General features: G+C 71.1%; 25 protein-coding genes. 18 read left to right on the plus strand and 7 right to left on the minus strand.

From position 1 onward, the window contains the following. Positions 1-23 precede the first annotated feature (23 nt). From nucS to C2L58_RS48000, 10 genes are all read left to right on the plus strand, one after another. A complete protein-coding gene (gene nucS / locus C2L58_RS47955; RefSeq protein ID WP_014467679.1) occupies positions 24-683 on the plus strand; it encodes an endonuclease NucS in 660 nt (219 codons plus the stop codon). Position 684: 1 nt separating this feature from the next. Next, positions 685-891 carry a DUF1653 domain-containing protein gene (locus C2L58_RS47960; protein ID WP_103344282.1) on the plus strand — a complete coding sequence of 69 codons (207 nt, stop codon included), beginning with the start codon at positions 685-687 and terminating at the stop codon, positions 889-891. Positions 892-1,326: 435 nt separating this feature from the next. Further along, positions 1,327-2,103: a hypothetical protein gene (locus C2L58_RS47965; RefSeq protein WP_103344283.1), complete on the plus strand. Its 777-nt coding sequence runs from the start codon at positions 1,327-1,329 to the stop codon at positions 2,101-2,103. A gap of 198 nt (positions 2,104-2,301) precedes the next feature. After that, on the plus strand, positions 2,302-3,999 hold the full coding sequence (locus C2L58_RS47970; RefSeq protein WP_103344284.1) for a sodium:solute symporter family protein: 1,698 nt from the start codon (positions 2,302-2,304) through the stop codon (positions 3,997-3,999). A 9-nt stretch (positions 4,000-4,008) separates the two neighbouring features. Next, positions 4,009-4,293: a hypothetical protein gene (locus C2L58_RS47975; RefSeq protein ID WP_103344285.1), complete on the plus strand. Its 285-nt coding sequence runs from the start codon at positions 4,009-4,011 to the stop codon at positions 4,291-4,293. A 47-nt stretch (positions 4,294-4,340) separates the two neighbouring features. Next, positions 4,341-5,333 carry a DUF3558 domain-containing protein gene (locus C2L58_RS47980; RefSeq protein ID WP_233226347.1) on the plus strand — a complete coding sequence of 331 codons (993 nt, stop codon included), beginning with the start codon at positions 4,341-4,343 and terminating at the stop codon, positions 5,331-5,333. A gap of 67 nt (positions 5,334-5,400) precedes the next feature. After that, complete coding sequence (dhaK, locus tag C2L58_RS47985; RefSeq protein WP_103344287.1) at positions 5,401-6,402, plus strand: dihydroxyacetone kinase subunit DhaK; 1,002 nt, start codon at positions 5,401-5,403, stop codon at positions 6,400-6,402. Continuing rightward, complete coding sequence (gene dhaL, locus C2L58_RS47990) at positions 6,402-7,031, plus strand: dihydroxyacetone kinase subunit DhaL (RefSeq protein ID WP_103344288.1); 630 nt, start codon at positions 6,402-6,404, stop codon at positions 7,029-7,031. Before dhaK ends, dhaL begins: the two co-directional genes overlap by 1 nt. Continuing rightward, the gene (gene dhaM, locus C2L58_RS47995) at positions 7,028-7,699 is read left to right on the plus strand and encodes a dihydroxyacetone kinase phosphoryl donor subunit DhaM (protein WP_103344289.1); all 672 of its coding nucleotides are present in this window, start codon (positions 7,028-7,030) and stop codon (positions 7,697-7,699) included. Before dhaL ends, dhaM begins: the two co-directional genes overlap by 4 nt. Before the next feature lie 118 nt (positions 7,700-7,817). Continuing rightward, positions 7,818-9,584 carry a 3-hydroxyacyl-CoA dehydrogenase family protein gene (locus C2L58_RS48000; RefSeq protein WP_103344290.1) on the plus strand — a complete coding sequence of 589 codons (1,767 nt, stop codon included), beginning with the start codon at positions 7,818-7,820 and terminating at the stop codon, positions 9,582-9,584. 143 nt (positions 9,585-9,727) lie between these two features. On the opposite strand, the gene tsaA is transcribed toward C2L58_RS48000, so the two are convergent. From tsaA to C2L58_RS48015, 3 genes are read right to left on the minus strand one after another with little or no spacing between them, the layout of a single operon-like run. Next, the gene (gene tsaA / locus C2L58_RS48005; RefSeq protein ID WP_103344370.1) at positions 9,728-10,123 is read right to left on the minus strand and encodes a tRNA (N6-threonylcarbamoyladenosine(37)-N6)-methyltransferase TrmO; all 396 of its coding nucleotides are present in this window, start codon (positions 10,121-10,123) and stop codon (positions 9,728-9,730) included. 11 nt (positions 10,124-10,134) lie between these two features. Next, positions 10,135-10,560 carry a nucleoside deaminase gene (locus C2L58_RS48010; protein ID WP_093948181.1) on the minus strand — a complete coding sequence of 142 codons (426 nt, stop codon included), beginning with the start codon at positions 10,558-10,560 and terminating at the stop codon, positions 10,135-10,137. Next, positions 10,557-11,396, minus strand: a complete 840-nt coding sequence (locus tag C2L58_RS48015; RefSeq protein WP_103344291.1) for an LLM class flavin-dependent oxidoreductase — start codon at positions 11,394-11,396, stop codon at positions 10,557-10,559. The genes C2L58_RS48010 and C2L58_RS48015 overlap by 4 nt, the downstream gene beginning before the upstream one ends. A gap of 93 nt (positions 11,397-11,489) precedes the next feature. Here C2L58_RS48015 and C2L58_RS48020 point away from each other — a divergent pair, with 93 nt between their 5' ends. Both C2L58_RS48020 and C2L58_RS48025 read left to right on the plus strand, forming a co-directional pair. Next, positions 11,490-11,954: an Lrp/AsnC family transcriptional regulator gene (locus C2L58_RS48020; RefSeq protein ID WP_103344292.1), complete on the plus strand. Its 465-nt coding sequence runs from the start codon at positions 11,490-11,492 to the stop codon at positions 11,952-11,954. Beyond that, a complete protein-coding gene (locus C2L58_RS48025) occupies positions 11,938-12,462 on the plus strand; it encodes an AAA family ATPase (RefSeq protein WP_103344293.1) in 525 nt (174 codons plus the stop codon). Before C2L58_RS48020 ends, C2L58_RS48025 begins: the two co-directional genes overlap by 17 nt. 2 nt (positions 12,463-12,464) lie before the next feature. On the opposite strand, the gene C2L58_RS48030 is transcribed toward C2L58_RS48025, so the two are convergent. Next, positions 12,465-12,941 carry an Lrp/AsnC family transcriptional regulator gene (locus C2L58_RS48030; RefSeq protein WP_103344294.1) on the minus strand — a complete coding sequence of 159 codons (477 nt, stop codon included), beginning with the start codon at positions 12,939-12,941 and terminating at the stop codon, positions 12,465-12,467. Positions 12,942-12,999: 58 nt separating this feature from the next. Here C2L58_RS48030 and C2L58_RS48035 point away from each other — a divergent pair, with 58 nt between their 5' ends. After that, the gene (locus C2L58_RS48035) at positions 13,000-14,118 is read left to right on the plus strand and encodes a trans-sulfuration enzyme family protein (RefSeq protein WP_103344295.1); all 1,119 of its coding nucleotides are present in this window, start codon (positions 13,000-13,002) and stop codon (positions 14,116-14,118) included. A gap of 6 nt (positions 14,119-14,124) precedes the next feature. Here C2L58_RS48035 and C2L58_RS48040 read toward each other — a convergent pair whose 3' ends face one another. Next, on the minus strand, positions 14,125-14,337 hold the full coding sequence (locus C2L58_RS48040; RefSeq protein WP_103344296.1) for an FmdB family zinc ribbon protein: 213 nt from the start codon (positions 14,335-14,337) through the stop codon (positions 14,125-14,127). Between the two features lie 45 nt (positions 14,338-14,382). On the opposite strand from C2L58_RS48040, the gene C2L58_RS48045 reads away from it, so the two are divergent. From C2L58_RS48045 to C2L58_RS48055, 3 genes are all read left to right on the plus strand, one after another. Further along, positions 14,383-15,507 carry an alkaline phosphatase family protein gene (locus C2L58_RS48045; RefSeq protein ID WP_103344297.1) on the plus strand — a complete coding sequence of 375 codons (1,125 nt, stop codon included), beginning with the start codon at positions 14,383-14,385 and terminating at the stop codon, positions 15,505-15,507. Between the two features lie 120 nt (positions 15,508-15,627). After that, positions 15,628-16,728, plus strand: coding sequence for an NAD/NADP octopine/nopaline dehydrogenase family protein (locus C2L58_RS48050; protein WP_199191778.1), 1,101 nt, complete (start codon positions 15,628-15,630; stop codon positions 16,726-16,728). Positions 16,729-16,976: 248 nt separating this feature from the next. Continuing rightward, on the plus strand, positions 16,977-17,282 hold the full coding sequence (locus C2L58_RS48055) for a hypothetical protein (protein WP_103344298.1): 306 nt from the start codon (positions 16,977-16,979) through the stop codon (positions 17,280-17,282). A gap of 34 nt (positions 17,283-17,316) precedes the next feature. On the opposite strand, the gene C2L58_RS48060 is transcribed toward C2L58_RS48055, so the two are convergent. Further along, positions 17,317-17,856, minus strand: a complete 540-nt coding sequence (locus tag C2L58_RS48060; RefSeq protein ID WP_103344299.1) for a GNAT family N-acetyltransferase — start codon at positions 17,854-17,856, stop codon at positions 17,317-17,319. Here C2L58_RS48060 and C2L58_RS48065 point away from each other — a divergent pair. Beyond that, positions 17,855-18,622 carry an alpha/beta fold hydrolase gene (locus tag C2L58_RS48065; RefSeq protein WP_103344300.1) on the plus strand — a complete coding sequence of 256 codons (768 nt, stop codon included), beginning with the start codon at positions 17,855-17,857 and terminating at the stop codon, positions 18,620-18,622. The genes C2L58_RS48060 and C2L58_RS48065 overlap by 2 nt on opposite strands. Here C2L58_RS48065 and C2L58_RS48070 read toward each other — a convergent pair. Continuing rightward, positions 18,604-19,425 carry a phosphotransferase family protein gene (locus C2L58_RS48070; protein WP_103344301.1) on the minus strand — a complete coding sequence of 274 codons (822 nt, stop codon included), beginning with the start codon at positions 19,423-19,425 and terminating at the stop codon, positions 18,604-18,606. The two genes, C2L58_RS48065 and C2L58_RS48070, sit on opposite strands and share 19 nt — an antisense overlap. 134 nt (positions 19,426-19,559) lie before the next feature. Here C2L58_RS48070 and ctaD point away from each other — a divergent pair, with 134 nt between their 5' ends. Beyond that, positions 19,560-21,347 (plus strand): aa3-type cytochrome oxidase subunit I, encoded by a 1,788-nt coding sequence (gene ctaD / locus C2L58_RS48075; protein ID WP_103344302.1) that lies wholly within the window; start codon positions 19,560-19,562, stop codon positions 21,345-21,347. Positions 21,348-21,432: the final 85 nt, after the last annotated feature.

The raw sequence follows: 21,432 nt of genomic DNA on the forward strand, positions 1-21,432 counted from the left end.
CGACCCTGTCCTACCCTCCTCGAGTGCGTCTCGTGATCGCGCGGTGCCAGGTCGACTACGCCGGCCGCCTTACCGCCCACCTGCCGATGGCCACCCGCCTGCTGCTCGTCAAGTCCGACGGCTCGGTGTCGGTGCACTCCGACGACCGTGCGTACAAGCCGTTGAACTGGATGAGCCCCCCGTGCTGGCTGATCGAGGACGGCAAGCTCTGGATCGTCGAAAACAAGCAGGGCGAGAAGCTGGTGATCTCGATCGAAGAGGTCTTCCACGACTACTCGCAGGCCCTGGGCGCGGAACCGGGCCTGCAGAAGGACGGCGTCGAAGCGCACCTGCAGGAGCTGCTGGCCGAGCACATCAAGACCCTCGGCGACGGCTACACGCTGGTCCGCCGCGAATTCCCCACGGCGATCGGCCCGGTCGACATCATGGCCCGCGACGCCGACGGCAAGTCGGTGGCGGTGGAGATCAAGCGCCGTGGCGAAATCGACGGCGTCGAGCAGTTGACGCGCTATTTGGAACTGCTCAACCGCGACCCGCTCCTGGCGCCGGTGCAGGGCGTCTTCGCGGCCCAGATCATCAAGCCGCAGGCCCGCACGCTGGCCGAGGACCGCGGCATCCGCTGCTTGACCCTGGACTACGACGAACTCCGCGGCATCGAGTCCGACGAGTTCCGGCTGTTCTGACGTGGAGCCCGGCCGGTACGTCCACTACAAAGGTGGCGAGTACGAGGTGCTCGGCGTGGCCCGGCACAGCGAGACCGAAGAGGAACTCGTGGTGTACCGGGCCCGGTACGGCGAGCGCGGGCTGTGGGTCCGCCCGGCGCCGATGTTCACCGAGACCGTGGAGACACCCGCCGGCCGGGTCCCGCGCTTCCGGCGAGTGCCGGACTGACCCGGGTCGCGGAGCCGGCCAGTTCGTGCGGCTGGGCTGCTTTGCCGTCCGGCTGGTGCCGTTGAAAAACTGGCCCCTCCGGCCGCCCGAAGGGGCGGTCTCGGTGCCGATACCGAATCGATGCCGAAATCGACGTATCTGATCCGCTGATTGTCACTCCGCCAGGAAATCGTTAACCCGATAGGCCGCCGCACAGTCAACAGAAACTTTTTCATCGCTATTTATGCGCTGTTCGGGTGAGTTCGGGATCTTATTCGCCGGGGTCGTGCGACACTCGATTGGAGGGGTTCCGCCGGTGCGTCCGGCGTGGCCGGAGGGTGGTGCGCTCGGCCGTCTTTCTTCGTCGTGCCAACGTTTCAGTCCGCCTTCGAGCTCGTGGTGCGCATGTCATCCGGCCGACGTGCGCGCATTTTCGACTGCACGGAGGAGGAAGTCATGCGTTATCGCCCACTCGGTTCCGATCCGGCCGACCCGCGGCTGGGCCGGTTCATTCCGGACGACTGGCGGCACGTGGAAAGGTATCCGCTCGGCGCGCTGGCCGACGAAGACCGGCCCACCCGGTCGCCGGTCGTGATCGGCGTCAACTGGTACTCGGCGTTCGACACGCCGGAACAGGACGAGAAGTCCGGCGAGTTCTTCATCGCGAAGGCCGGCGTCAAGAAACTCGGCCACATCCGCGGCGGCCACTGCGTGTGCCTCGAGCCGGGCGGCACCCCGGACACCGACGCCTGGTACGCGTTCTACGACCAGGGCCACGAAGGCGCCTGCGTCGGCTTCGGCTGGTCGCGCTGCATGTCGATCTTCAACGGCAGCGAGTTCGCGGCCCGCTGGCTCTGGGACTCGGCCAAGAAGCAGGACGAGTGGCCCGAGACCAACCCCGGCGACGAGAACGGCACGTCGGTCCGGGCCGCCGCCGAGGTGCTCAAGGACACCGGGCACGTCCTGTGGGACGAGTCCTACGCGGGCGACGACTGGCACGTCCGGGAGCAGTACACCCCCGAAGCCAAGCAGGGCCTCAAGGCGTTCCGCTGGGCCAAGTCGGTCGACGACGTGCACGCCGTGCTCGCCAACCCGCGTGCCGACGAACTCGGCGCCGTGCCGCTGCTCAATTCCTGGGGACCGGGCTTCCCGCACCGGACCTACCTGCCCGACGCGGTGCTCGCCAAGCTGATCGAGGAGGACGGCGAGATCGCGGTACCGACCGATCGGTGATGCCGGCCGCTCCCGCGGCGCGAGAACGAGGGCGCGTTTCCCCTGGTGGTGACCAGGGGAGGCGCGCCCTCCGGCCTTTGTGGACACGTCAGCGTGCCGACCCTGAATCCATGCAGTACTGTCCCGATCCGACAGGGTGCTGGTGATTCCTGTCGGTTGTTGTCCTGTTTGAATAAGGAACTGCCGGAGGTGGGTCGGGTGCTCGTCCTAGCCGATGCGAACCTGCGACTCGACGCGAGCGCGATCGACTACATCGAATTGGCGTTCTACTTCGTGCTCGTGCTCGGCATCGGGTACCTGGCGCGGCGGCAGGTGTCGAGCAGCCTCGACTTCTTCCTGTCGGGCCGCTCCCTGCCGGCCTGGGTCACCGGCCTGGCGTTCATCTCGGCGAACCTCGGCGCGGTCGAGGTCATGGGCATGTCGGCCAACGGCGCCCAGTACGGCCTGCCGACCGTCCACTACTTCTGGATCGGCGCCATCCCGGCGATGCTGTTCCTCGGCATCGTGATGATGCCCTTCTACTACGGCTCCAAGGTCCGCAGCGTCCCCGAGTTCATGCGGCGGCGCTTCGGCAAGCCGGCCCACCTGGTCAACGGCATCAGCTTCGCCGCCGCCCAGATCCTCATCGCGGGCGCGAACCTCTTCCTCCTGGCCAGCGTGGTCAACCTGCTGCTGGGCTGGCCGCTGTGGGTGTCGATCATCGTCGCCGCCGCGATCGTGCTCTCCTACACCGCGCTCGGGGGCCTCTCCGCCGCCATCTACAACGAGGTCCTGCAGTTCTTCGTCATCGTCATCGCGCTGGTCCCGCTGACGATCATCGGCCTGGTCAAGGTCGGCGGCTGGCAGGGCCTGGTCGACAAGGTGACCAACAGCCCGGGCGGCACCGCGCAGCTGCACTCGTGGCCCGGTGACAACCTGACCGGCTTCGGCAACAGCCTGCTTTCGGTGCTGGGCATCGTCTTCGGCCTCGGGTTCGTGCTCTCCTTCGGCTACTGGACGACGAACTTCGTCGAGGTCCAGCGCGCGATGGCGTCGAAGAGCATGTCCGCCGCGCGGCGCACCCCGATCATCGGCGCGTTCCCGAAGATGTTCGTCCCGTTCATCGTGATCATCCCCGGCATGATCGCCGCGGTCACGGTGTCCGAGTACGTCAAGGACAAGCAGGTCCTGCTGGACGGCGGCACCGCGGAAAGCGGCGTCACCTTCAACAACGCGCTCCTGCTGCTGATGCGCGACCTGCTCCCGAACGGCATGCTCGGCATCGCCATCGCCGGTCTGCTGGCCTCGTTCATGGCCGGCATGGCCGCGAACCTCAGCTCGTTCAACACGGTCTTCACGTACGACATCTGGCAGACCTACGTGAAGAAGGACAAGCCGGACGGCTACTACCTGAACCTGGGCCGCATCGTGACGTCGGCCGGCACGATCCTCGCGATCGGCACCGCCTTCATCGCGTCGAACTCCGGCAACATCCTGAACTACCTGCAGGACCTGTTCTCCTTCTTCAACGCGCCGTTGTTCGCGACGTTCATCCTGGGCATGTTCTGGAAGCGGATGACCCCGCACGCCGGCTGGAGCGGCCTGGTGCTGGGCACGGCGTCCGCCATCACGATCTGGGGCCTGTCGCAGGCCGGGGTGATCGGCCTGTCGGGCCAGGGCACCAGCTTCGTGGCCGCCGGTGTCGCCTTCGTGGTCGACATCGTGGTGAGCGTCGTCGTCTCGCTGGCCACCAAGCCGAAGCCGGACGAGGAGCTGGTCGGCCTCGTCTACTCGCTCACGCCGAAGGAAACCCGCCAGCACGACTCGACCGGCGAGAACGCGGGCTGGTACCGCAAGCCGGGCCTGCTCGCCGGCATCGTGCTCGTCCTGACCATCGCCCTCAACATCATCTTCTAGGAGGTCGGAATGGCTACCGAGTCGCAGCCGCGCGCACACAAGGCCGGCGCCTTCGACATCCGGCTGATCATCGCCCTGCTGATCGGCGTCTACGGCGTCATCCTCACCGTCATGGGCATCGGCTTCACCTCCGACGAGGAGATCAAGAAGGCCGCCGGCGTCAACATCAACCTGTGGGCCGGGATCGGCATGCTGGTGGTCGCCGCGCTGTTCGTCACCTGGGCCCTGGTCCGGCCGCTCGTCGTGCCGGCCGAGACCGAGACCGGCGACACACCGGCGGCGGCGGGCGAATAGCCGGGTTGTCCGGACAGCGGCGCGAGGCTGCGGCTACCGTGCTTCGCGTGCTCCCTGACGTTCGGCGCCGCCGTCTCCCGAAGCTGTTCCTGCTGGTCACCGCGCTCGCGCTGCCGCTGACGGCGTGCGGCCAGGACCTCGGCAAGTCCAACTTCGCCCGGACGACGGTGCCCGCGGCGGCCGGCTCCGGCCAAGTCGCCGACGGCCCGATCACCGACCCCGCCGTGGCGGCCGATGTGCTCCGCACGATCCAGCCGTGCCAGTTCCTGACGAAGGCCGCCCTCGGCGCCCGGGGCCTCGGCACGGTCGAGAACGACCCGTCGCCGTCGTCCATCGCCTTCGACACCTGCAGCAACAAGGTGAAGGACCCGGGTGGCAAGGAGATCCGGTTCGAGCTCGAGATCGGCAGCACGGTGGTGCCGCGGGCCGACAAGACGGCCGGGGTGGTCGGCGGGCTGCCGCTGCGCGTCAACAAGACCGGCGACACCGACTGCACCGTCGCGGCGATGACGGCGCTGAACCCGGACGTGGCGCTCGCGGTGTCGGTCACCTACGCCGGTGATCCCTGCCGTCCCGGGCAGGCGTTCGCCGACTCCGTCGTCCAGAAGCTGCACAACTCGCCGGAGAAGTACTCGACGCCCGCGGGCACGGTGCTGACCGCCGATCCGTGCGCGATGGCCGACACCGCGGCGGTGACCGCCGTCGTGACGGCGGCGAAGCCCGCGCCCTCGGGCCTGCACTCGTGCGAGTGGCGGGACCGGGGCCCGTCGGTGACGGTCGGGTTCCGCCCGGGGCTGCCGCCGCTCGTCGGCGACGGTTACTCCAAGGTGGACCTCGGCAACGGCGTGACCGGCTTCCAGAAGCAGGCGACCGGCGGTTCGGCCCGGTGCAAGGTCGAGTGGCAGCACCGGCCGTGGCAGGGCGACGACGTCGAACTGGCCCAGGTGGACTACCAGGGCTATGACGACAACGACAGCGATCCGTGCGGCAAGGCGGTGGCCGTCGCGAAGAACGTGGTCACCAAGCTCCCCCGCCCCTGATCTGGCGGCGCGCCGCGCGGAGAGGTAGGAAGGGGGCACCCCACCCGCCGATGTGCCGGAGGCTGCCGTGAAGAAGATCATCAACGACCCGGCGAACGTGGTCGCCGAGTCGCTGCGGGGGCTCGCCGCCGCGCACGCCGACGTCCTCCGCGTCCAGTACGACCCGGACGTCGTGATCAGAGCCGACGCGCCGGTCGCGGGCAAGGTCGCCGTCATCTCCGGGGGCGGGTCCGGGCACGAACCGCTGCACGGCGGCTTCGTCGGCCAGGGCATGCTCGCCGCCGCGGTCCCCGGCGCGGTGTTCACCTCGCCGACGCCGGACGCGGTGCAGGCCGCGGTCACCGCGACCACCGGCGAAGCGGGCGCGCTGCTCATCGTGAAGAACTACACCGGCGACGTGCTGAACTTCGAGACGGCCGCCGAGCTCGCCGCCGCCGAGGGCCTCGAGGTGCGCAGCGTCGTGATCGACGACGACGTCGCGGTCAAGGACTCGACGTACACCGCGGGCCGCCGTGGGGTCGGCGGCACCGTGCTGCTGGAGAAGATCACCGGCGCCGCCGCCGAGCGCGGCGACTCGCTCGACGCCGTCACCGCGCTGGCGCAGAAGGTGATCGGCCAGGTCCGGTCGATCGGGGTCGCCCTCACCGCGCCGACCGTGCCGCACGCCGGCACCCCCAGCTTCGACCTCGACGACAACGAGATCGAGTTCGGCATCGGCATCCACGGCGAGCCCGGCCGCGAGCGGATTCCGGCCGAGCCGGCCGACGCGCTGGTGGCGCGGCTGGTCGAGGCGGTCGTTTCGGACCTGCCGTTCGCCTCCGGCGACCGCGTGCTGCTGTTCACCAACTCGATGGGCGGCACCCCGCTCGTCGAGCTCTACCTGGCCCACGGCATCGCCGAGCGGCTGCTGGCCGAGCGTGGGATCGTGGTCGAACGCCGGCTGGTCGGCCCGTACATCACCAGCCTCGAGATGCAGGGGATGAGCCTGACGTTGCTCAAACTGGACGACGAACTGACCGAGCTCTGGGACGCCCCGGTCAACACCGCGGCCCTGCGGTGGGGGCTCTGATGGCCTGCACGGCCGAGGGGGTCGCGGCGGCCGTTCGCGCCGCCGCGGCGGTGGTCGCCGAGCACCGCGGGGAACTGATCGACCTCGACCGCGCGATCGGCGACGGCGACCACGGCGAGAACCTGAACCGCGGCTTCACGGCCGTCGTCGCGGCGCTCGATTCCGCCGTGCCCGACACCCCCGGCGGGGTGCTGAAGCTCGTCGCGACGACGCTGATCTCCAAGGTCGGCGGAGCCGCGGGCCCGTTGTACGGCACGGCTTTCCTGCGTGCCTCGGCCAAGCTGGGCCCGGCCGCCGAGCTCGACGTCCCGGCGCTGCTGGACGCGCTGCGCGCCGGCCTCGAAGGCGTCCAGGCCCGCGGCAAGGCCGTGGGCGGCGACGCGACCATGGTCGACGCCCTGATCCCGGCGGTCGCGGCCGCGGAGAAGGCGGCCGGGGACGGCGGGGACGTCGCCGCGGTGCTGACCGCGGCGGCCGGCGCGGCCGACACCGGTGCCGAGTCCACAGTGGACCTGGTGCCGCGCAAGGGCCGGGCGTCCTACCTCGGCGAGCGCGCGGTCGGGCACCTCGACCCCGGCGCCCGGTCGTCGGCGCTGCTGCTGCGCGCGTTCGCGGAGGCCGCCCGGTGAGCGTGGGAATCGTGCTCGTGTCGCACAGTGCGAAGCTCGCCGAAGGCCTGGCCGAGCTGGCCGCCCAGATGGCGCCGGACGTCACCATCGTGCCCGCCGGCGGCCTCTCCGACGGTTCGATCGGCACGGACTACGACGAGGTCGTCGCCGCCACCCAGCGCGCCGACTCCGGCGACGGCGTCGTGCTGCTCTACGACCTGGGCAGCGCGCAGATGACGGCCGAGCTCGCCGTCGAATCGCTGGCCGACCCGTCGGCCGCGATCGTCGCGGACGGCCCGCTGGTCGAGGGCGCGATCGCGGCGGCGGTCGCCGCGCAGGCGGGGCAGGGCAGCAAGGCGGTGGCCGAGGCCGCCGCGTCGGCCGGCCTGCCCGAGGACCTGGCGCCCGCCGAGGCTGCGGCCGACGCCGCCGAAATCGAGCTGGAGCTGCACAACGAGGTCGGGTTGCACGCCCGGCCCGCCGCGGTGCTCGTGCGCACGCTCAGCGCGTTCGACGCGGAGGTGATCGTGCGGCTCGGCGACCAGGAGGCCGACGGCCACAGCGTCCTGGCCCTGATGTCGCTCGGCGCTCGCCAGGGCGACCGGATCCGCGTACGGGCGCGCGGGCCGCAGGCGTCCGCCGCGCTGGAGAAGGCGAAAGAGCTGGTGGACGGCAATTTCGGCGAGTGAAGCCGGGCGCTCGGCCGGGTGACTTGAGCGGTACTGACTCGATTCCGTCTGGGCTTCCGGCGGTTCCGTGTGGGAGAGTCGGGGCAATTACCAGCGAGTAACATCTCTGGAGGCCTCGATGGCGCGGGACATCTCGACGGTCGGTGTGGTCGGCCTGGGCACCATGGGGGCCGGTATCGCCGAAGTGCTCGCGCGCAGCGGGCTCGACGTCGTCACGGTCGAGCTCGACGACGCGGGTGTCGAGCGCGGCCGCGGCCACCTCGAGCACTCCACCGAACGGGCGCTCTCCGGCGGCAAGCTGGACGCGCCCGGGCGGGCGGCGCTGCTGGGCCGGATCCGGTACAGCACGTCGCTGTCGGATCTGTCCGAAGTGGACCTGGTGATCGAGGCGATCCCGGAGAGCCTCGAGCTGAAGGCCGAGGTCTTCGCCGAGCTGGACAAGATCACCCGGCCCGAGGTGGTCTTCGCGTCCAACACGTCGTCGCTGTCGATCACCGAGATCAGCGTGCACACCGCGCGGCCCGGCAAGGTCGTCGGCATGCACTTCTTCAACCCGGCACCGGTGCTGAAGCTCGTCGAGATCGTCAAGACGGTGGTGACCGAGCCGGACGTGGTCGCCGAAGTGGTCGAGTTCGCCGAGCGGCTCGGCAAGGTGCCGGTGGTGATCGGCGACCGCGCCGGGTTCATCGCCAACGCGCTGCTGTTCGGCTACCTCAACCACGCGGTGCGGATGTACGAGCAGCGCTACGCCACCCGCGAGGACCTCGACGCCGCGATGCGCTTCGGCTGCGGCTACCCGATGGGCCCGCTCGCGCTGCTCGACCTGATCGGGCTGGACACCGCGAACGAAATCCTCGACACGATGTACCACCAGTCCCGCAACCGCCTGCACGCGCCCGCGCCGCTGCTCAAGCAGATGATCACGGCGGGTTTGCTGGGCCGCAAGACCGGCCGGGGCTTCTACACCTACGACGCCCCGGACTCGCCCACCGTGGTCTCTTCCGGTGTCGTGTCCACGGTGGACGGTGCCTCGCCGCGCCCGGTGGCGCGGGTCGGTGTGGTCGGCACCGGAACGATGGCGACCGGCATCGCGGAGGTGTTCGCCAAGCGCGGCCTCGACGTCGTGCTGCGCGCCCGGAGCCTGGAGAAGGCGCAGGCGTCGGTGGCTCGCGTCAAGAAGTCGCTCGACAAGGCCGTGGTCAAGGGCAAACTGTCCGAAGAGGACGCTGCTGCGGCACTGGCCCGGATCACCCCGGTGACCGACTTCGAGGCCCTCGCCGACGTCGACCTCGTCGTCGAGGCGGTGGCCGAGGAGCTTTCGGTCAAGCAGGCGGTGTTCGCGGCGCTGGACGAAGTGGTCCGCCCCGGCGCGGTCCTGGCGACGACGACGTCATCGCTGCCGGTGATCGAGTGCGCCGCCTCGACGTCCCGGCCGTCCGACGTGGTCGGCCTCCACTTCTTCAACCCGGCCCCGGTGATGAAGCTGGTCGAGGTGGTGTCGACGATCGCGACGGCCCCGGACGTGGTGGCGACGGCGAGCGCGATCTGCGCAACGGTGGGCAAGCACGCGGTGCACTGCGGCGACCGTGCGGGCTTCATCGTCAACGCGTTGCTGTTCCCGTACCTCAACGACGCGGTGAAGATGCTGGAGGCCCATTACGCGGCCGCGGACGACATCGACACGGCCATGAAGGTCGGCTGCGGCCTGCCGATGGGCCCGTTCGAGCTGCTGGACGTCGTCGGGCTGGACGTGTCGCTGGCCATCCAGCGGACGCTGTACAACGAGTTCCGCGAGGAGGGTTTCGCGCCGGCGCCGCTGCTGGAGCACCTCGTGACCGCCGGGCGGCTGGGCCGGAAGACCGGGAAGGGCTTCAAGGATTACTGATCGGTGAACGCCGCGCTGAGGTCGAATGCCGGCCCGGCGGTGACAGCCGGTGCGCCCGGCGAACCGGCGCGGGCGTGGGTCCGATCGCACGGAGGAGGTCGCTTAGCCTGCGGTGGCCGTGACCCGGATCGTAATCGGTCGGGTCAGCGCTCGGCCACCTCGCCGAGGACCGGTTTCACGTCGAGCACCGGGGTGTCGTCGATGGCTTCCGAGCCCGTGACCGTGACCGTGGCGCCGTCGACCGCCGTCACCGTGACTGTGTGGAGGCCGATCGGGTTCGGGCGGTCCGGGGAGCGCGTCGAGAACACGCCGGTGCTCGGGCGGTCGCGGTCGCCGCGGGGGTGGACCGTCTGGACGTTGCGGTCCGCCTCGTGCAGCCACGTCAGGAGGACCAGGCGGTCGCCCGGCCGGAGGTCGGCCGCCGCCGGGGTGTACTCCGGGGCGAACACCACCCGGGACGGCGGCGCGCCCTCGTCGCCCTGCCTCGGTGCCGTCGAACGGTCCGTCAGGGGCGACTCGATGCGCGCCACCGGGCGCACCTGGTAACTCGTCACCGGTAGTAGCCCTCGACCGGCACCCGGGCCTCGTCGAACAGCGCGGGGCCCTCCAGTTCGTACCCCCAGGTGACCGGCGGGCGCAGCGTGAGGAACTGCTCCGTCGACAACGCGTAGACGACGCGGCCGAGCCCGGACCGTTCGATCGCGCCGGTGCACATCCCGCACGGCTGCGTGCTGGTGAACATCGTCGTGGCCGCCGCGGTTTCCGGGTCCAGGTTCTGCGCCGCCCAGCGGGCCAGCTTCAGTTCCGGGTGGGCCGTGATGTCGTTGTCGGTCAGCGAGGTGTTGCGGTCCTCGGCCAGGATCTTGCCGTCGGCGTCGGCCAGCAGGGAGCCGAACGGCGGGTTGCCGTGTTCTTCGCGCGCCTCGCGGGCGAGCTCGATCGCCCGCCGCAGCAAGGCTTCTTCGGTGTCCTTCACAGGTTCTCCCTCCAGGACGCGGCCACCGCCGCGAGGTCTCGCCACGCCACCTCCGGGCGCAGCGTTTCGGCCGGGTCCGCGTCGAACGGGTCGAGCACGACGGTGTCCGCCCCCATTGCCCGCAACTGCGCGAGATCGTCGATGACCTGCTCGAGCGTGCCTTCTCCGGCACGCCGCTCCGGCCCGGTCACCGGCGCCGCCGTCACGCGCAACAGGATCCGCGGCGCGAACGCGGGCAGCGGCCGGTCGCCGGCCAGCTTTTCCAGGCGCCCCAGCGTTTCCCGGAACCCGGCCATCGTCAGCCGCAGCGGGTGCCACGCGTCGCCGAGCTCCACCGCCCGGCGCAGCCCGGCGTCGCTGTGCCCGCCCAGCCACAGCGGGATCGGGTCCACGCGGTAGTCGTCGCGCTCGGCCCACGCCGCGCGGATCGTCCGCAGGTACTCGCTGGTGAGCTTGCCCCGTTGCTCGAACGGCACGCCCAGCGCGTCGAACTCCTGCTTCGCCCAGCCGATCCCGGCACCCAGCACGAGCCGGCCGCCGCTCAGCTCGCCGAGGTTCGCCGCCATCCGCGCCACCAGCAGCGGATGCCGGTACGGCACCACCAGCACGGTGGTGCCCAGCCGCACCCGCTGCGTGACCCCGGCCAGCCAGGACAACGTCGTGAACGGCTCGTAGAACGGCGCCGGGTACTGCCCGGCGACGTCCGGCGTGATGGCGACGTGGTCGGACACCATCAGCAGGTCGTAGCCCAGCCCTTCCACCGTCTGCGCCCAGGCACGCAGCACGCCCGGGTCCGTTCCGGGCCCGAAATTGGGGACGTTCACGCCGATCTTCACCGCAAAAGGCTATCGGCGGACGAGCCCGGACCGGAAGGGATCGCTCACGGCGTTCGGGCCGTTCCGCCGTGGATCCCACGGTATGTTCGGCGGATGACCGAGAGTCTCGATCCGACGGACTGGGCCATCCTGGCCGAGCTCCAGCGCGACGCCCGGCTGCCCCTCACCGAGCTCGGCCGCCGGGTGAACCTCAGCGCCTCCGCGGCGACCGAACGGCTCCGGCGGCTCGAGACCGCCGGCGTGATCAGCGGCTACCGCGCGGAAATCGACCTCGCCAAGGTCGGCTACCCGGTGCTCGCCGTGGTCCGGCTCAAGTACCCGGGCAGCCGGCACGAGCCGCTGCGCAAGCTGCTCGGCGAGCGCTCCGAGATCCTCGAATGCCTGCGCACCACCGGCGACGACTGCTACACGCTCAAGATCGCCGCGGCCTCCATGGCCCACCTCGAGCAGACGGTGGACGAGCTGGCCCAGTTCGGCAGCACGACCACGAACCTCGTCTACAGCCAGACGCAGCCCTACCGCGGCCCGCGGGAGCCCGCCCGTGACCTCGGTGCCTGACCGCATCGTCGTCATCGGCGTGACGGGCTCGGGCAAGTCGACGCTCGCGGCCCGGATCGCCGAGCGGACCGGCCTGCCCTACCACGCCGCGGACGACATCGCCTGGCAGCCGGGCTGGGTCGGCACGCCCGACGAGGAACAGCGCCGCCGGATCGCCGAGGTGTGCGCGCAGGACCGCTGGGTCCTCGACGCCGCCTACAGCAAGTGGCAGGACCTCGTCCTGCCGCGCACTCAGCTGATCGTCGGCCTCGACTACCCGCGCTGGCTTTCGCTGGGCCGCCTGGTGCGCCGGACGCTGGTGCGGGCGGTGACGCGCGAGCGGATCTGCAACGGCAACGTCGAGTCGTTGCGCCAGGTGTTCTCCGCCGACTCGATCATCCGCTGGCACTTCCGGTCGTTCGCGAACAAGCGGGCCCGCATCCGGGCGTGGGCCGCCGACTCGCCCGGCCCGGTCGTCGTCCGGCTGACGTCGCCGCGCGAGACCCGCCGTTGGCTCGAAACCCTCTGAGCTCAGGCGCCCGGCGGCAGCAGCGGACCGCCGCTCCAGTGCTGGAACACCAGGTTGGTGTGGACGCGGGCGACCTCGTCGCGCGCGGTCAGCTCGTCGAGGACCAGCCGCTGCAGCTCCCCGGCGGAGCTGGTCGCGACGTGCGCGAGGAAGTCGTCCGGCCCGGTCAGGTGGTAGACCGCCCGCACCTCCGGCAGGGAGAGCAGGTGCTCGATGAACGGGTCCACCAGCGGCCGCCGGTGCGGGCGGACCTGGACGAACAGGAACGCCTCCAGCGGCCGCCCGAGCTTCGCCGCGTCGACCGACGCGTGCTGGCCGGTGATCACGCCGGTGTCCCGCAGCCGGGCCACCCGGTCCAGGCAGGTCGACGGCGCGATGCCGACCGCGGCCGCCAGGTCCTTGTTGGTGATCCGGGCATCGTTCTGCACCAGGCGCAGGATTTCGAGATCGACCGGACTCAGTTCGACGGAAGCGGACATCGCCGAATGATATCCGAGAGTGTTGCTCCTGGTCCGGTGAAAGCTCGACCATGCTCGCATGACTTCCTCGCTGCGCACGCGGGCCGTCCACGCCGGCCGTGACGATCTCACGGACCTCGGCGTGCACGCCGCTCCGCTCGACCTGTCCACGACCTACCCGTCCCGCGACAGTGCCGCCGAAGCTGCCCGGATCGACGCCTTCGCCGCCGGCGCCGAACTCGACGGCCCGCCGATCTACGGCCGGGTGGGCAACCCGACCGTCGAACGGTTCGAGCGCGCGCTCGCCGAGCTCGAAGGCTTCGACCACGGCGTCGCGTTCGCCAGCGGCATGGCGGCCGTCTCGGCCTGCCTGCTTTCCGCGGTGGCGCAGGGGAAACGGCACGTCGTCGCCGTGCGCCCGCTGTACGGCTGCAGCGACCACCTGCTCCAGTCCGGGCTGCTGGGCACGGAGGTCACCTGGGCCGCACCCGGCGCCGTCGCCGCCACGCTGCGGCCGGACACCGGGCTGGTGTTCGTCGAGACGCCGGCGAACCCGACCCTGGCCGAGGCGGACATCGCCGAGCTGGCCCGGGCCTGTGGCGAGGTGCCCCTCCTGGTGGACAACACGTTCGCCACCCCGGTCCTGCAGCGGCCCGGCCTGCACGGCGCCCGCATGGTGCTGCACAGCGCGACGAAGTTCCTCGGCGGCCACGGCGACGTGATGGGCGGGATCGTCGCCTGCGACGCGGCGGAAGCCGCGCGGCTGCGCCAGATCCGCTTCGCGACCGGAGGCGTGCTGCACCCGCTCGCCGGATACCTGTTGCTGCGCGGGCTTTCCACGCTGCCGCTCCGCGTCACCGCCGCGTCCGCGACTGCCGCAACGCTGGCGTCACGGCTCGGCGAGCACCCGGCCGTGACCGCCGTCCACTACCCGCGGATCGGCGGGCCGCTGGTGGCGTTCGAGGTCGGCGGCGACCCGCACGCCCTGATCGGGGCGGTCCGGCTGATCACGCCGGCGGTCAGCCTCGGCAGCGTCGACACGCTGATCCAGCACCCGGGCTCGATCAGCCACCGGATCGTCGACGAGGGCGATCGGCGCGGTGCCGGTGTGTCCGCCCAGCTGATCCGGATGTCCGTCGGCCTCGAGGACGTCGAGGATCTGTGGGCCGACCTGGAGCAGGCGCTGAAGGCCGGCTGAGCCTGGTCAGCCGCAGCAGCCGCCACCACAGCAGCCGCCACCGCCACCCGCCGGAGCCGCGGAACCGCTCGCGGCCCCGGTGAGGGCGACCGTGGTGAGCAGCTTGACGGTGTCGGCGTGGCCCTCCGGGCAGGTCGCCGGCGCGCCGGATTCGCTCATCGGGCGCAGGAGCTCGAACGTCTCGGTGCACTCGCGGCAGCGGTAGGCGTAGGTCGGCATGCCGTGATTATCGCCGGAGGCACCCGGGGATGGGAAGCTGGGCGCGTGCAGCCGCCCTCGCTCGCCGACGTCCCGCACCTCGGCCAGGTCGTCCCGTCCCTGCTCGCCGCGCTCGGGGTGCCCGGCTGCGGGAACGTCCTCGCGTTGCCGGAGGCACGCAGCGCCGGCGTGCTGCTCGTCGACGGGCTCGGCTGGGAGCTGCTCGCCGAGCACGCCGCGGACGCCCCGGTGCTGACCGAGCTCGCCCGCGAGTCGCTGCGCGTGGGCTTCCCGTCGACGACGGCTGCCGGGGTCGCCGCGATCGGCACCGGGCTCGCGTCGGGCGAGCACGGGATGGTCGGCTACACGTTCGAGATGCCCGGCGCCGGCGTGCTCAACGCGTTGCGCTGGTGCAGCCACGAAGACGGCAGCGATCTGCGTGGCGCCCTCCCGCCCCGCGAGGTGCAGCCGCTGCCGACGACGTTCGAGCGGGCCGCCGCGGCGGGCATCGACGCGGCCGTGGTGTCCTCGGCCCAGTTCCGCGACACGGCCTTGACGCTGGCCACCCAGAGCGGGGCGCAGTACGCCGGGGTCCACGCGCTGGGCGACCTCGCCGCGCGGACGTTGTCGGTGCTGGACGGGCGCGCGTTCTGCTACGCCTACCACAGCGAACTCGACTTGCTGGGGCACGTCTACGGCCCCGGCTCGACCGCGTGGCGCATGCAGCTGCGCCAGATCGACCGGCTCGTCGAGTCCCTTGTGGACGGTCTGCCCTCCGGCGCGCTGCTCGCCGTGGTGGCCGACCACGGGATGGTGACCGTCGAGGACAAGCTCGACCTCGAAGACGCCCCGGAGCTGCTGGCCGGCGTCCGGACGTTCGGGGGCGAGGTCCGCGCGCGGCACGTCTACACCGAGCCGGGCGCGGCCGCGGACGTCCTCGCGGCCTGGCGGGAGGTGCTGGGCGAGCGGGCCTGGGTGCGCTCGCGCGAGGAGGCGGTCGCCGAGGGCTGGTTCGGGCACACGGTGAGCGACCGGGTGCTGCCGCGCATCGGCGACGTCGTCGCCGCGGCCCGGGACCGGTTCGGGATGGTCCGGGGGCTCGCGGAGGCCGTGGAGACGTCGCTGATCGGGCAGCACGGCTCGCTGACCACGGCCGAGCAGCTGGTGCCGCTGGCGTTGGCCCAGGGGTAGGCCGTACCCCGGCGGACGACACGCGTGCCTGGGCGGACGACACGTTCGTCTTGCCTGGGAACTTTCCGCTTTCCGGTGCCGACCTGTCCACTGCGTACCGGACTGACGGGAGTGGGCGGAATGAGCGTGCTGGACGGGATCGGGGTCGTCGGGGCGGGCGGCGAGGGACGGGCCGTGGCCGCCTACCTCGCCGCGCGGGGGCTGCCCGTGCACCTCTGCACGCGGGATCTCGCGGCCGTCGGGGAGATCGCGCGCCGCCGGGAGATCGTCGCGCACGGCGTGCTCGACGGGCGGTTCCCGCTCCGGGAGGTGACCGCGGACCCGGCCGGGCTGGGTGCGCGGGCCGTCGTCCTGGTCGCCACCGTGACCACCGCCTACCCGGAGGTCGCCGCCGGGCTTGCGCCGCACCTGCGTCCGGGGCAGGTGGTGGTGCTGTTCTCCGGCAAGCTCTGCGGGAGTGTCGAGTTCGCCCACGCGCTCGCCGCCGCCGGGGCGCCCGACGTCGACGTCGTCGAGACCGACGCGCTGTTCGCCGCGCGGCCGTCCGGGACCGACGGCGTGACCGTGCTCGGCGCCAAGGGCTGGAACCTGATCTCCGGCAGCACCGAGGCCGCCGTCGCCCGGCGCGCCGGGCTGCTGTGCGAGTGGTTCCCGATGCTGGAGCTCGCGCGCAACCCGGTGGAACGTGGCCTGCACGACTTCGGCGCGGTCGCGCACGTGCCGATCGCGCTGGCCAACCTCGGCACCATCGACCGCGCGGAGGAACTGCTCTTCTACGTCGACGGCGTCTCGGCGCGGACGATCGCCCTGCTCGAACGCACCGAGGCCGAGTTCGCCGCCGTCGCGGCCGCCTACGGCGCCCGGCTGCTGCCCATGACCGAGGTCCTCGACCGCTACTACGGCTGCCCGGCCACGACGTTGCTCGACGCGCTGCGGACGGTGAAGCCGTACCGGACGATCGCCGCGCCGACCAGCCTCGACCACCGGTTCCTCACCGAGGACATCCGCTCCACTTTGGTGCCGCTGCAGGCACTCGCGCGGTGCGCGGGCGTCGCCACGCCGATGGTCGACGCGGCGATCACGATCATGTCCGTGCTCGGCGGCGAAGACTTCCGCCGGACCGGCCGCACGCTCCGCCGCCTCGGCTGGGACGGCCTCGCCCACGACGCGATCCTGGACCGGCTGGGCGCCGGCGGCCGGGTGGGGGACCGCGCGGCCTGAGTACCGCCGGGTCTCCCGTGTCCGGGCGGGTATCACCCGTGTCTGGAGGGGCATCACGTGTGACTGGGCGGGCATCACTCGTGATTGGAGGGTCGACTCGCGTGATTAGAGAGTCATCACACGTGATTGGAGGGTCGACTCGCGTGCCGGGAGGGTCGGCTTGCGTACCTGGAGGGTCGGGTGGCGTGCCTGGAGGGTCGGATCGGGTGCGGGCCGGGGCGAGTGGGGGTGGCGGTTAACGTTGGGGTGTGCCACGACGCAACCGTCCCGGCCGCCGCTCGGACGGTGGGCCGCCCGAGCGGGACCTTGGTGCCGCCACCGGGTGGGCGCGGGCCGAGTCCGGGACCGATGGGGACTGGCTCGTGCGGACCGTGCCCGGGAGCCAGGCCACCAAGTTCTACCGCTGCCCCGGCTGTGACCACGAGATCCGGCCGGGGACGCCGCACCTGGTCGTCTGGCCCGCCGACGAGACCGGATCCGTCGCCGACCGCCGGCACTGGCACCGGGCCTGCTGGGAAGCGCGGGCCCGGCGGCGGCCGCACCGCCGATGGTGACTTCGCTCTGGAGTTGTCAAACATCGCCCGGCGGTCAGCGCCGGTAGTGCCGGGACATCGCGCCGTCGTACATCTCCTCCGTGTACTCCCTGAAGCCCAGCCTCTCCGCCACCCGCAGCGACGGCTTGTTCGCGATGCTCACGCTCGCCAGCACCGGCACGGACGGCAGCTCGCGGGCGCACCACTCCAGGACCGCCTCTCCCGCCTCCACCGCGTAGCCCTTCCCCCACGCCGACGGCCGGAACCGGTAGCCGAGGTTCAGGACCTTCGCGCCGTGGAACTCGCGCAGCCGCACGCCGCACATGCCGATCACCTCGGTGCCGCCGCGTTCGAGGACCGCGGGGTAGCCGAAGCCGTGCTCGGCCCAGTGGGCCAGCCAGTCCGAGAACATCGCCGACGCGCGCGGGACGTCGGGTGGGTCGGGGTGGAAGCGGTTGGTCCGGGGATCGGTGTGGATGTCGACCATCGCCTGCCGGTCCGCCTCGTGGAGCGGACGCAGCAGGAGCCGGTCGGTTTCGATGTCGGTGAACACATCGGCGAAGCTAGCGAGGGGGTCCGACAAAATGACGCGCATGACCGAACTGCCGCTGGTCCTCCTCCACGCCTTTCCCCTGGATTCCCGCATGTGGAACGCGGTGCGCGAGCCCCTCGCTTCACACCTTCGGGTGATCACCCCGGATCAGCGCGGGCTCGGCCGCTCGCCGCTGCCGGAGTCCGATCGCGAACCGAGCCTCGAGGACGCCGCGCGGGACGTCGTCGCCCTGCTCGACCGGCTGGACCTCGACCGCGTCGTGCTCGGCGGCTGCTCGATGGGCGGCTACCTCGCGATGGCCGTGCTGCGGCTCGCGCCGGAGCGGGTCGGCGGGCTCGTGCTGATCGACACCAAGGCCGCGCCCGACACCCCCGAGGCCGCCCAGACGCGGCTGGACGTCGCGGCCCGCGTCGAGCGCGAAGGCATCGACAACTGGCTGGCCGAGGCGAACCTGCCCAACCTGCTGGCCGCGTCGACGCGGGAAACGCGGCCCGACCTCGTCGAGACGGTCCGGGAGATCATCGAATCCCAGCCGCCCGCCGGCATCGCGTGGACGGCGCTCGCGCTGCGGACCCGGCCGGACTCGCTCGACCTGCTGCGGGAGTCCGGCGTTCCCGCGCTGGTCATCGTGGGGGAGGAGGACCGGATCACCCCGGTGGCCGCGGCGAGCGCGATCGTCGAGGTGCTGGACGGCGCGACGCTCGTGGTGCTCCCGGAGTCCGGTCACCTGACCCCGCTCGAAGACCCCGCGGGCGTGGTCGAGGCGATCCTGTCCTGGTACCCCGCGACTCACGAAGAAGCGAAGTAGGCGGCCAGCGCGGAGCGGGCTTCGGGAAGCCGGTGCGGGAACCGCCGGGCGATCACGAAGCGCCACGCCACGGCGAAGAGCTCCCGCAACCGCGTGTACGCGCGGAGGGCCTCGCCGGACACCGCGCCGGGGTAGGCGGCCAGGTGTTCCGGGCCGCCTTGCCGCGCCAGGATGCCGAGGTCCCAGGCGAGCGGCCCCAGCCAGGTGTCCTCGAAGTCCAGCCAGCACGGCCCGGCCGCCGTGGCGATCAGGTTCCCGGGGTGCGCGTCGCCGTGCAGCGGCTGGACGGCGCCGCCCGGCAGCGTGGCTTCGATCCGCACGGCTTCCGCCCGCAAGCGGGGGTCGAGGTCGTGCCGGGCGAAGAGCCGCTCCAGGTCGTCCAGCGGCCCGCGGCGGGGCAGCTCGCCCGGGTACTCGCGCAGGGCCGCGTGCACGTCGGCGAGGGAGTGCGCGACGACGTCCGGGGCGTACCGGTGGGCCGGATCGTGCGGGGTGTGGTGCCAGAGTGTGACCGGCAGGCCGTCCGCGAAATGCGGTCCGGCCGGGGGATCCGCGGTGGGTGAGACGACGAGCACACCACGGTCCGTGAGGAACCTCGAGAGCGCGACGTCCCGGGCCAGCCAGGCCGCCGGTTCCGGGCGGAGCAGGCGGGTCGTGGCGGGCACCCTGGCGACCAGCGGACCCAGCCTCACCAGCACGTTCGAGCGTTCGTGGAGCACTTCGGGATCGTGGGCGGGCAAGCCGAGCCGAGCGGTCACCGCGCGGGCCGCGAGCACCGCCGCACGGGTGTAGTCGTCGGCCACACACCGATCTTGCCAGCCGGTGCGCGCGACTGTCGGTAGCGAGGGCTACGATCCCCCTAAGCCGCCGGTTCGGGTCCCGCCCGACCCTGTGGCGCGACGATGACCACCACAAGGTTTCAGTGTTGGAGGCAGGAGTGACGGCCGTAGCCCCCAAGCCGATCGCCACGCGCCCGTACCCCGCGCGCGAGTCGGTTAAGGGTTCGTACCTGCTGCGGTTGTTCCGCACGACGGACCACAAGCAGATCGGGATCATGTACCTGGTCACGTCGTTCGCCTTCTTCATGGCGGGCGGCGCGATGGCCATGCTGATCCGCACCGAGCTGGCGCGGCCCGGGCAGCAGTTCCTCTCGCAGGAGCAGTACAACCAGCTGTTCACCATGCACGGCACGGTGATGCTGCTGCTGTACGCGACCCCGATCCTCTTCGGCTTCGCGAACTTCGTCCTGCCGCTGCAGATCGGCTCGCCGGACGTCGCCTTCCCGCGGCTGAACGCGTTCTCGTACTGGCTGTACCTCTTCGGCGGCCTGATCGTGCTGTCCGGCTTCCTGACCCCGGGTGGCGCCGCCGACTTCGGCTGGTTCGCCTACACCCCGCTGTCGGACGCCATCCACTCGCCGGGCGTCGGCGCGGACCTGTGGATCTCCGGCCTGGTGGTCTCCGGTCTCGGCACCATCCTCGGCGCGGTCAACATGATCACCACCGTGGTCTGCCTGCGCGCGCCGGGCATGACGATGTACCGGATGCCGATCTTCACCTGGAACATCCTGGTCACGAGCATCCTGATCCTGCTCGCCTTCCCGATCCTGACCGCGGCCCTGATGGGCCTGCTGGCGGACCGGCACCTCGGGGCGCACGTGTTCGACCCCGAAAACGGCGGCGTGATCCTCTGGCAGCACCTGTTCTGGTTCTTCGGCCATCCCGAGGTGTACATCGTCGCGCTGCCGTTCTTCGGCATCGTGTCGGAGATCTTCCCGGTGTTCAGCCGCAAGCCGCTGTTCGGCTACAAGAGCCTGGTCTGGGCGACGCTGGCCATCGCGGCGCTGTCGGTCGCGGTGTGGGCGCACCACATGTACGCCACCGGCGCCGTGCTGCTGCCGTTCTTCTCCTTCATGACGTTCCTGATCGCCGTCCCGACCGGCATCAAGTTCTTCAACTGGATCGGCACGATGTGGAAGGGCCAGCTGTCCTTCGAGACGCCGATGATCTTCTCGATGGGCTTCATCGTCACGTTCCTCTTCGGCGGCCTGACCGGCATCCTGCTGGCCGCGCCGGCGATCGACTTCCACGTGTCGGACAGCTACTTCGTCGTCGCGCACTTCCACTACGTGCTCTACGGCACGATCGTGTTCGCCACCTTCGCCGGCATCTACTTCTGGTTCCCGAAGATCACCGGCCGGATGATGGACGAGAAGCTGGGCAAGTGGCACTTCTGGACCACGTTCATCGGCTTCCACGGCACGTTCCTCGTCCAGCACTGGCTGGGTGCCGAGGGCATGCCGCGCCGGTACGCGGACTACCTGACCAGTGACGGCTTCACCACGCTGAACACGATCTCCACGATCGGTGCGTACATCCTCGGTGCCTCGACGCTGCCGTTCATCTGGAACGTCTTCAAGAGCTACCGGTACGGCGAGATCGTCACGGTGGACGACCCGTGGGGCTACGGCAACTCACTCGAGTGGGCGACGTCCTGCCCGCCGCCGCGGCACAACTTCACCGAGCTGCCCCGGATCCGCTCCGAGCGGCCCGCGTTCGAGCTGCACTACCCGCACATGATCGAGCGCATCCACAACGAGGGTGAGATCGGTTTCTTCGGGAAGCAGAAGGTCAACAGCCACGCGGCGCCGTCGCAGGTGCTCACCGAAGCGGTGATCCCGGGAGACCACTCCAAGGACAACGCGAGCGAGCAAGGCGACAAGTAACACCCTGATCGAGTGAGCGCGTGCCCGGCTGATGTGAAGCCGGGCACGCGCTCTACTTATGTCCGAGCCCGGACCGGCAGACTGA

The organism is Amycolatopsis sp. CA-126428, from assembly GCF_002904335.1.
Taxonomy (GTDB): domain Bacteria; phylum Actinomycetota; class Actinomycetes; order Mycobacteriales; family Pseudonocardiaceae; genus Amycolatopsis.

Coding starts and splice junctions, on each gene's coding strand:
- C2L58_RS48040 (WP_103344296.1), bottom strand. CDS start 14,337: ATGCCGACCTACGCCTACCGCTGCCGCGAGTGCACCGAGACGTTCGAG.
- C2L58_RS47965 (WP_103344283.1), top strand. CDS start 1,327: ATGCGTTATCGCCCACTCGGTTCCGATCCGGCCGACCCGCGGCTGGGC.
- C2L58_RS48065 (WP_103344300.1), top strand. CDS start 17,855: ATGACCGAACTGCCGCTGGTCCTCCTCCACGCCTTTCCCCTGGATTCC.
- C2L58_RS48000 (WP_103344290.1), top strand. CDS start 7,818: ATGGCGCGGGACATCTCGACGGTCGGTGTGGTCGGCCTGGGCACCATG.
- C2L58_RS48035 (WP_103344295.1), top strand. CDS start 13,000: ATGACTTCCTCGCTGCGCACGCGGGCCGTCCACGCCGGCCGTGACGAT.
- dhaL (WP_103344288.1), top strand. CDS start 6,402: ATGGCCTGCACGGCCGAGGGGGTCGCGGCGGCCGTTCGCGCCGCCGCG.
- C2L58_RS47975 (WP_103344285.1), top strand. CDS start 4,009: ATGGCTACCGAGTCGCAGCCGCGCGCACACAAGGCCGGCGCCTTCGAC.
- C2L58_RS48050 (WP_199191778.1), top strand. CDS start 15,628: ATGAGCGTGCTGGACGGGATCGGGGTCGTCGGGGCGGGCGGCGAGGGA.
- C2L58_RS48020 (WP_103344292.1), top strand. CDS start 11,490: ATGACCGAGAGTCTCGATCCGACGGACTGGGCCATCCTGGCCGAGCTC.
- C2L58_RS48030 (WP_103344294.1), bottom strand. CDS start 12,941: ATGTCCGCTTCCGTCGAACTGAGTCCGGTCGATCTCGAAATCCTGCGC.
- C2L58_RS48060 (WP_103344299.1), bottom strand. CDS start 17,856: ATGCGCGTCATTTTGTCGGACCCCCTCGCTAGCTTCGCCGATGTGTTC.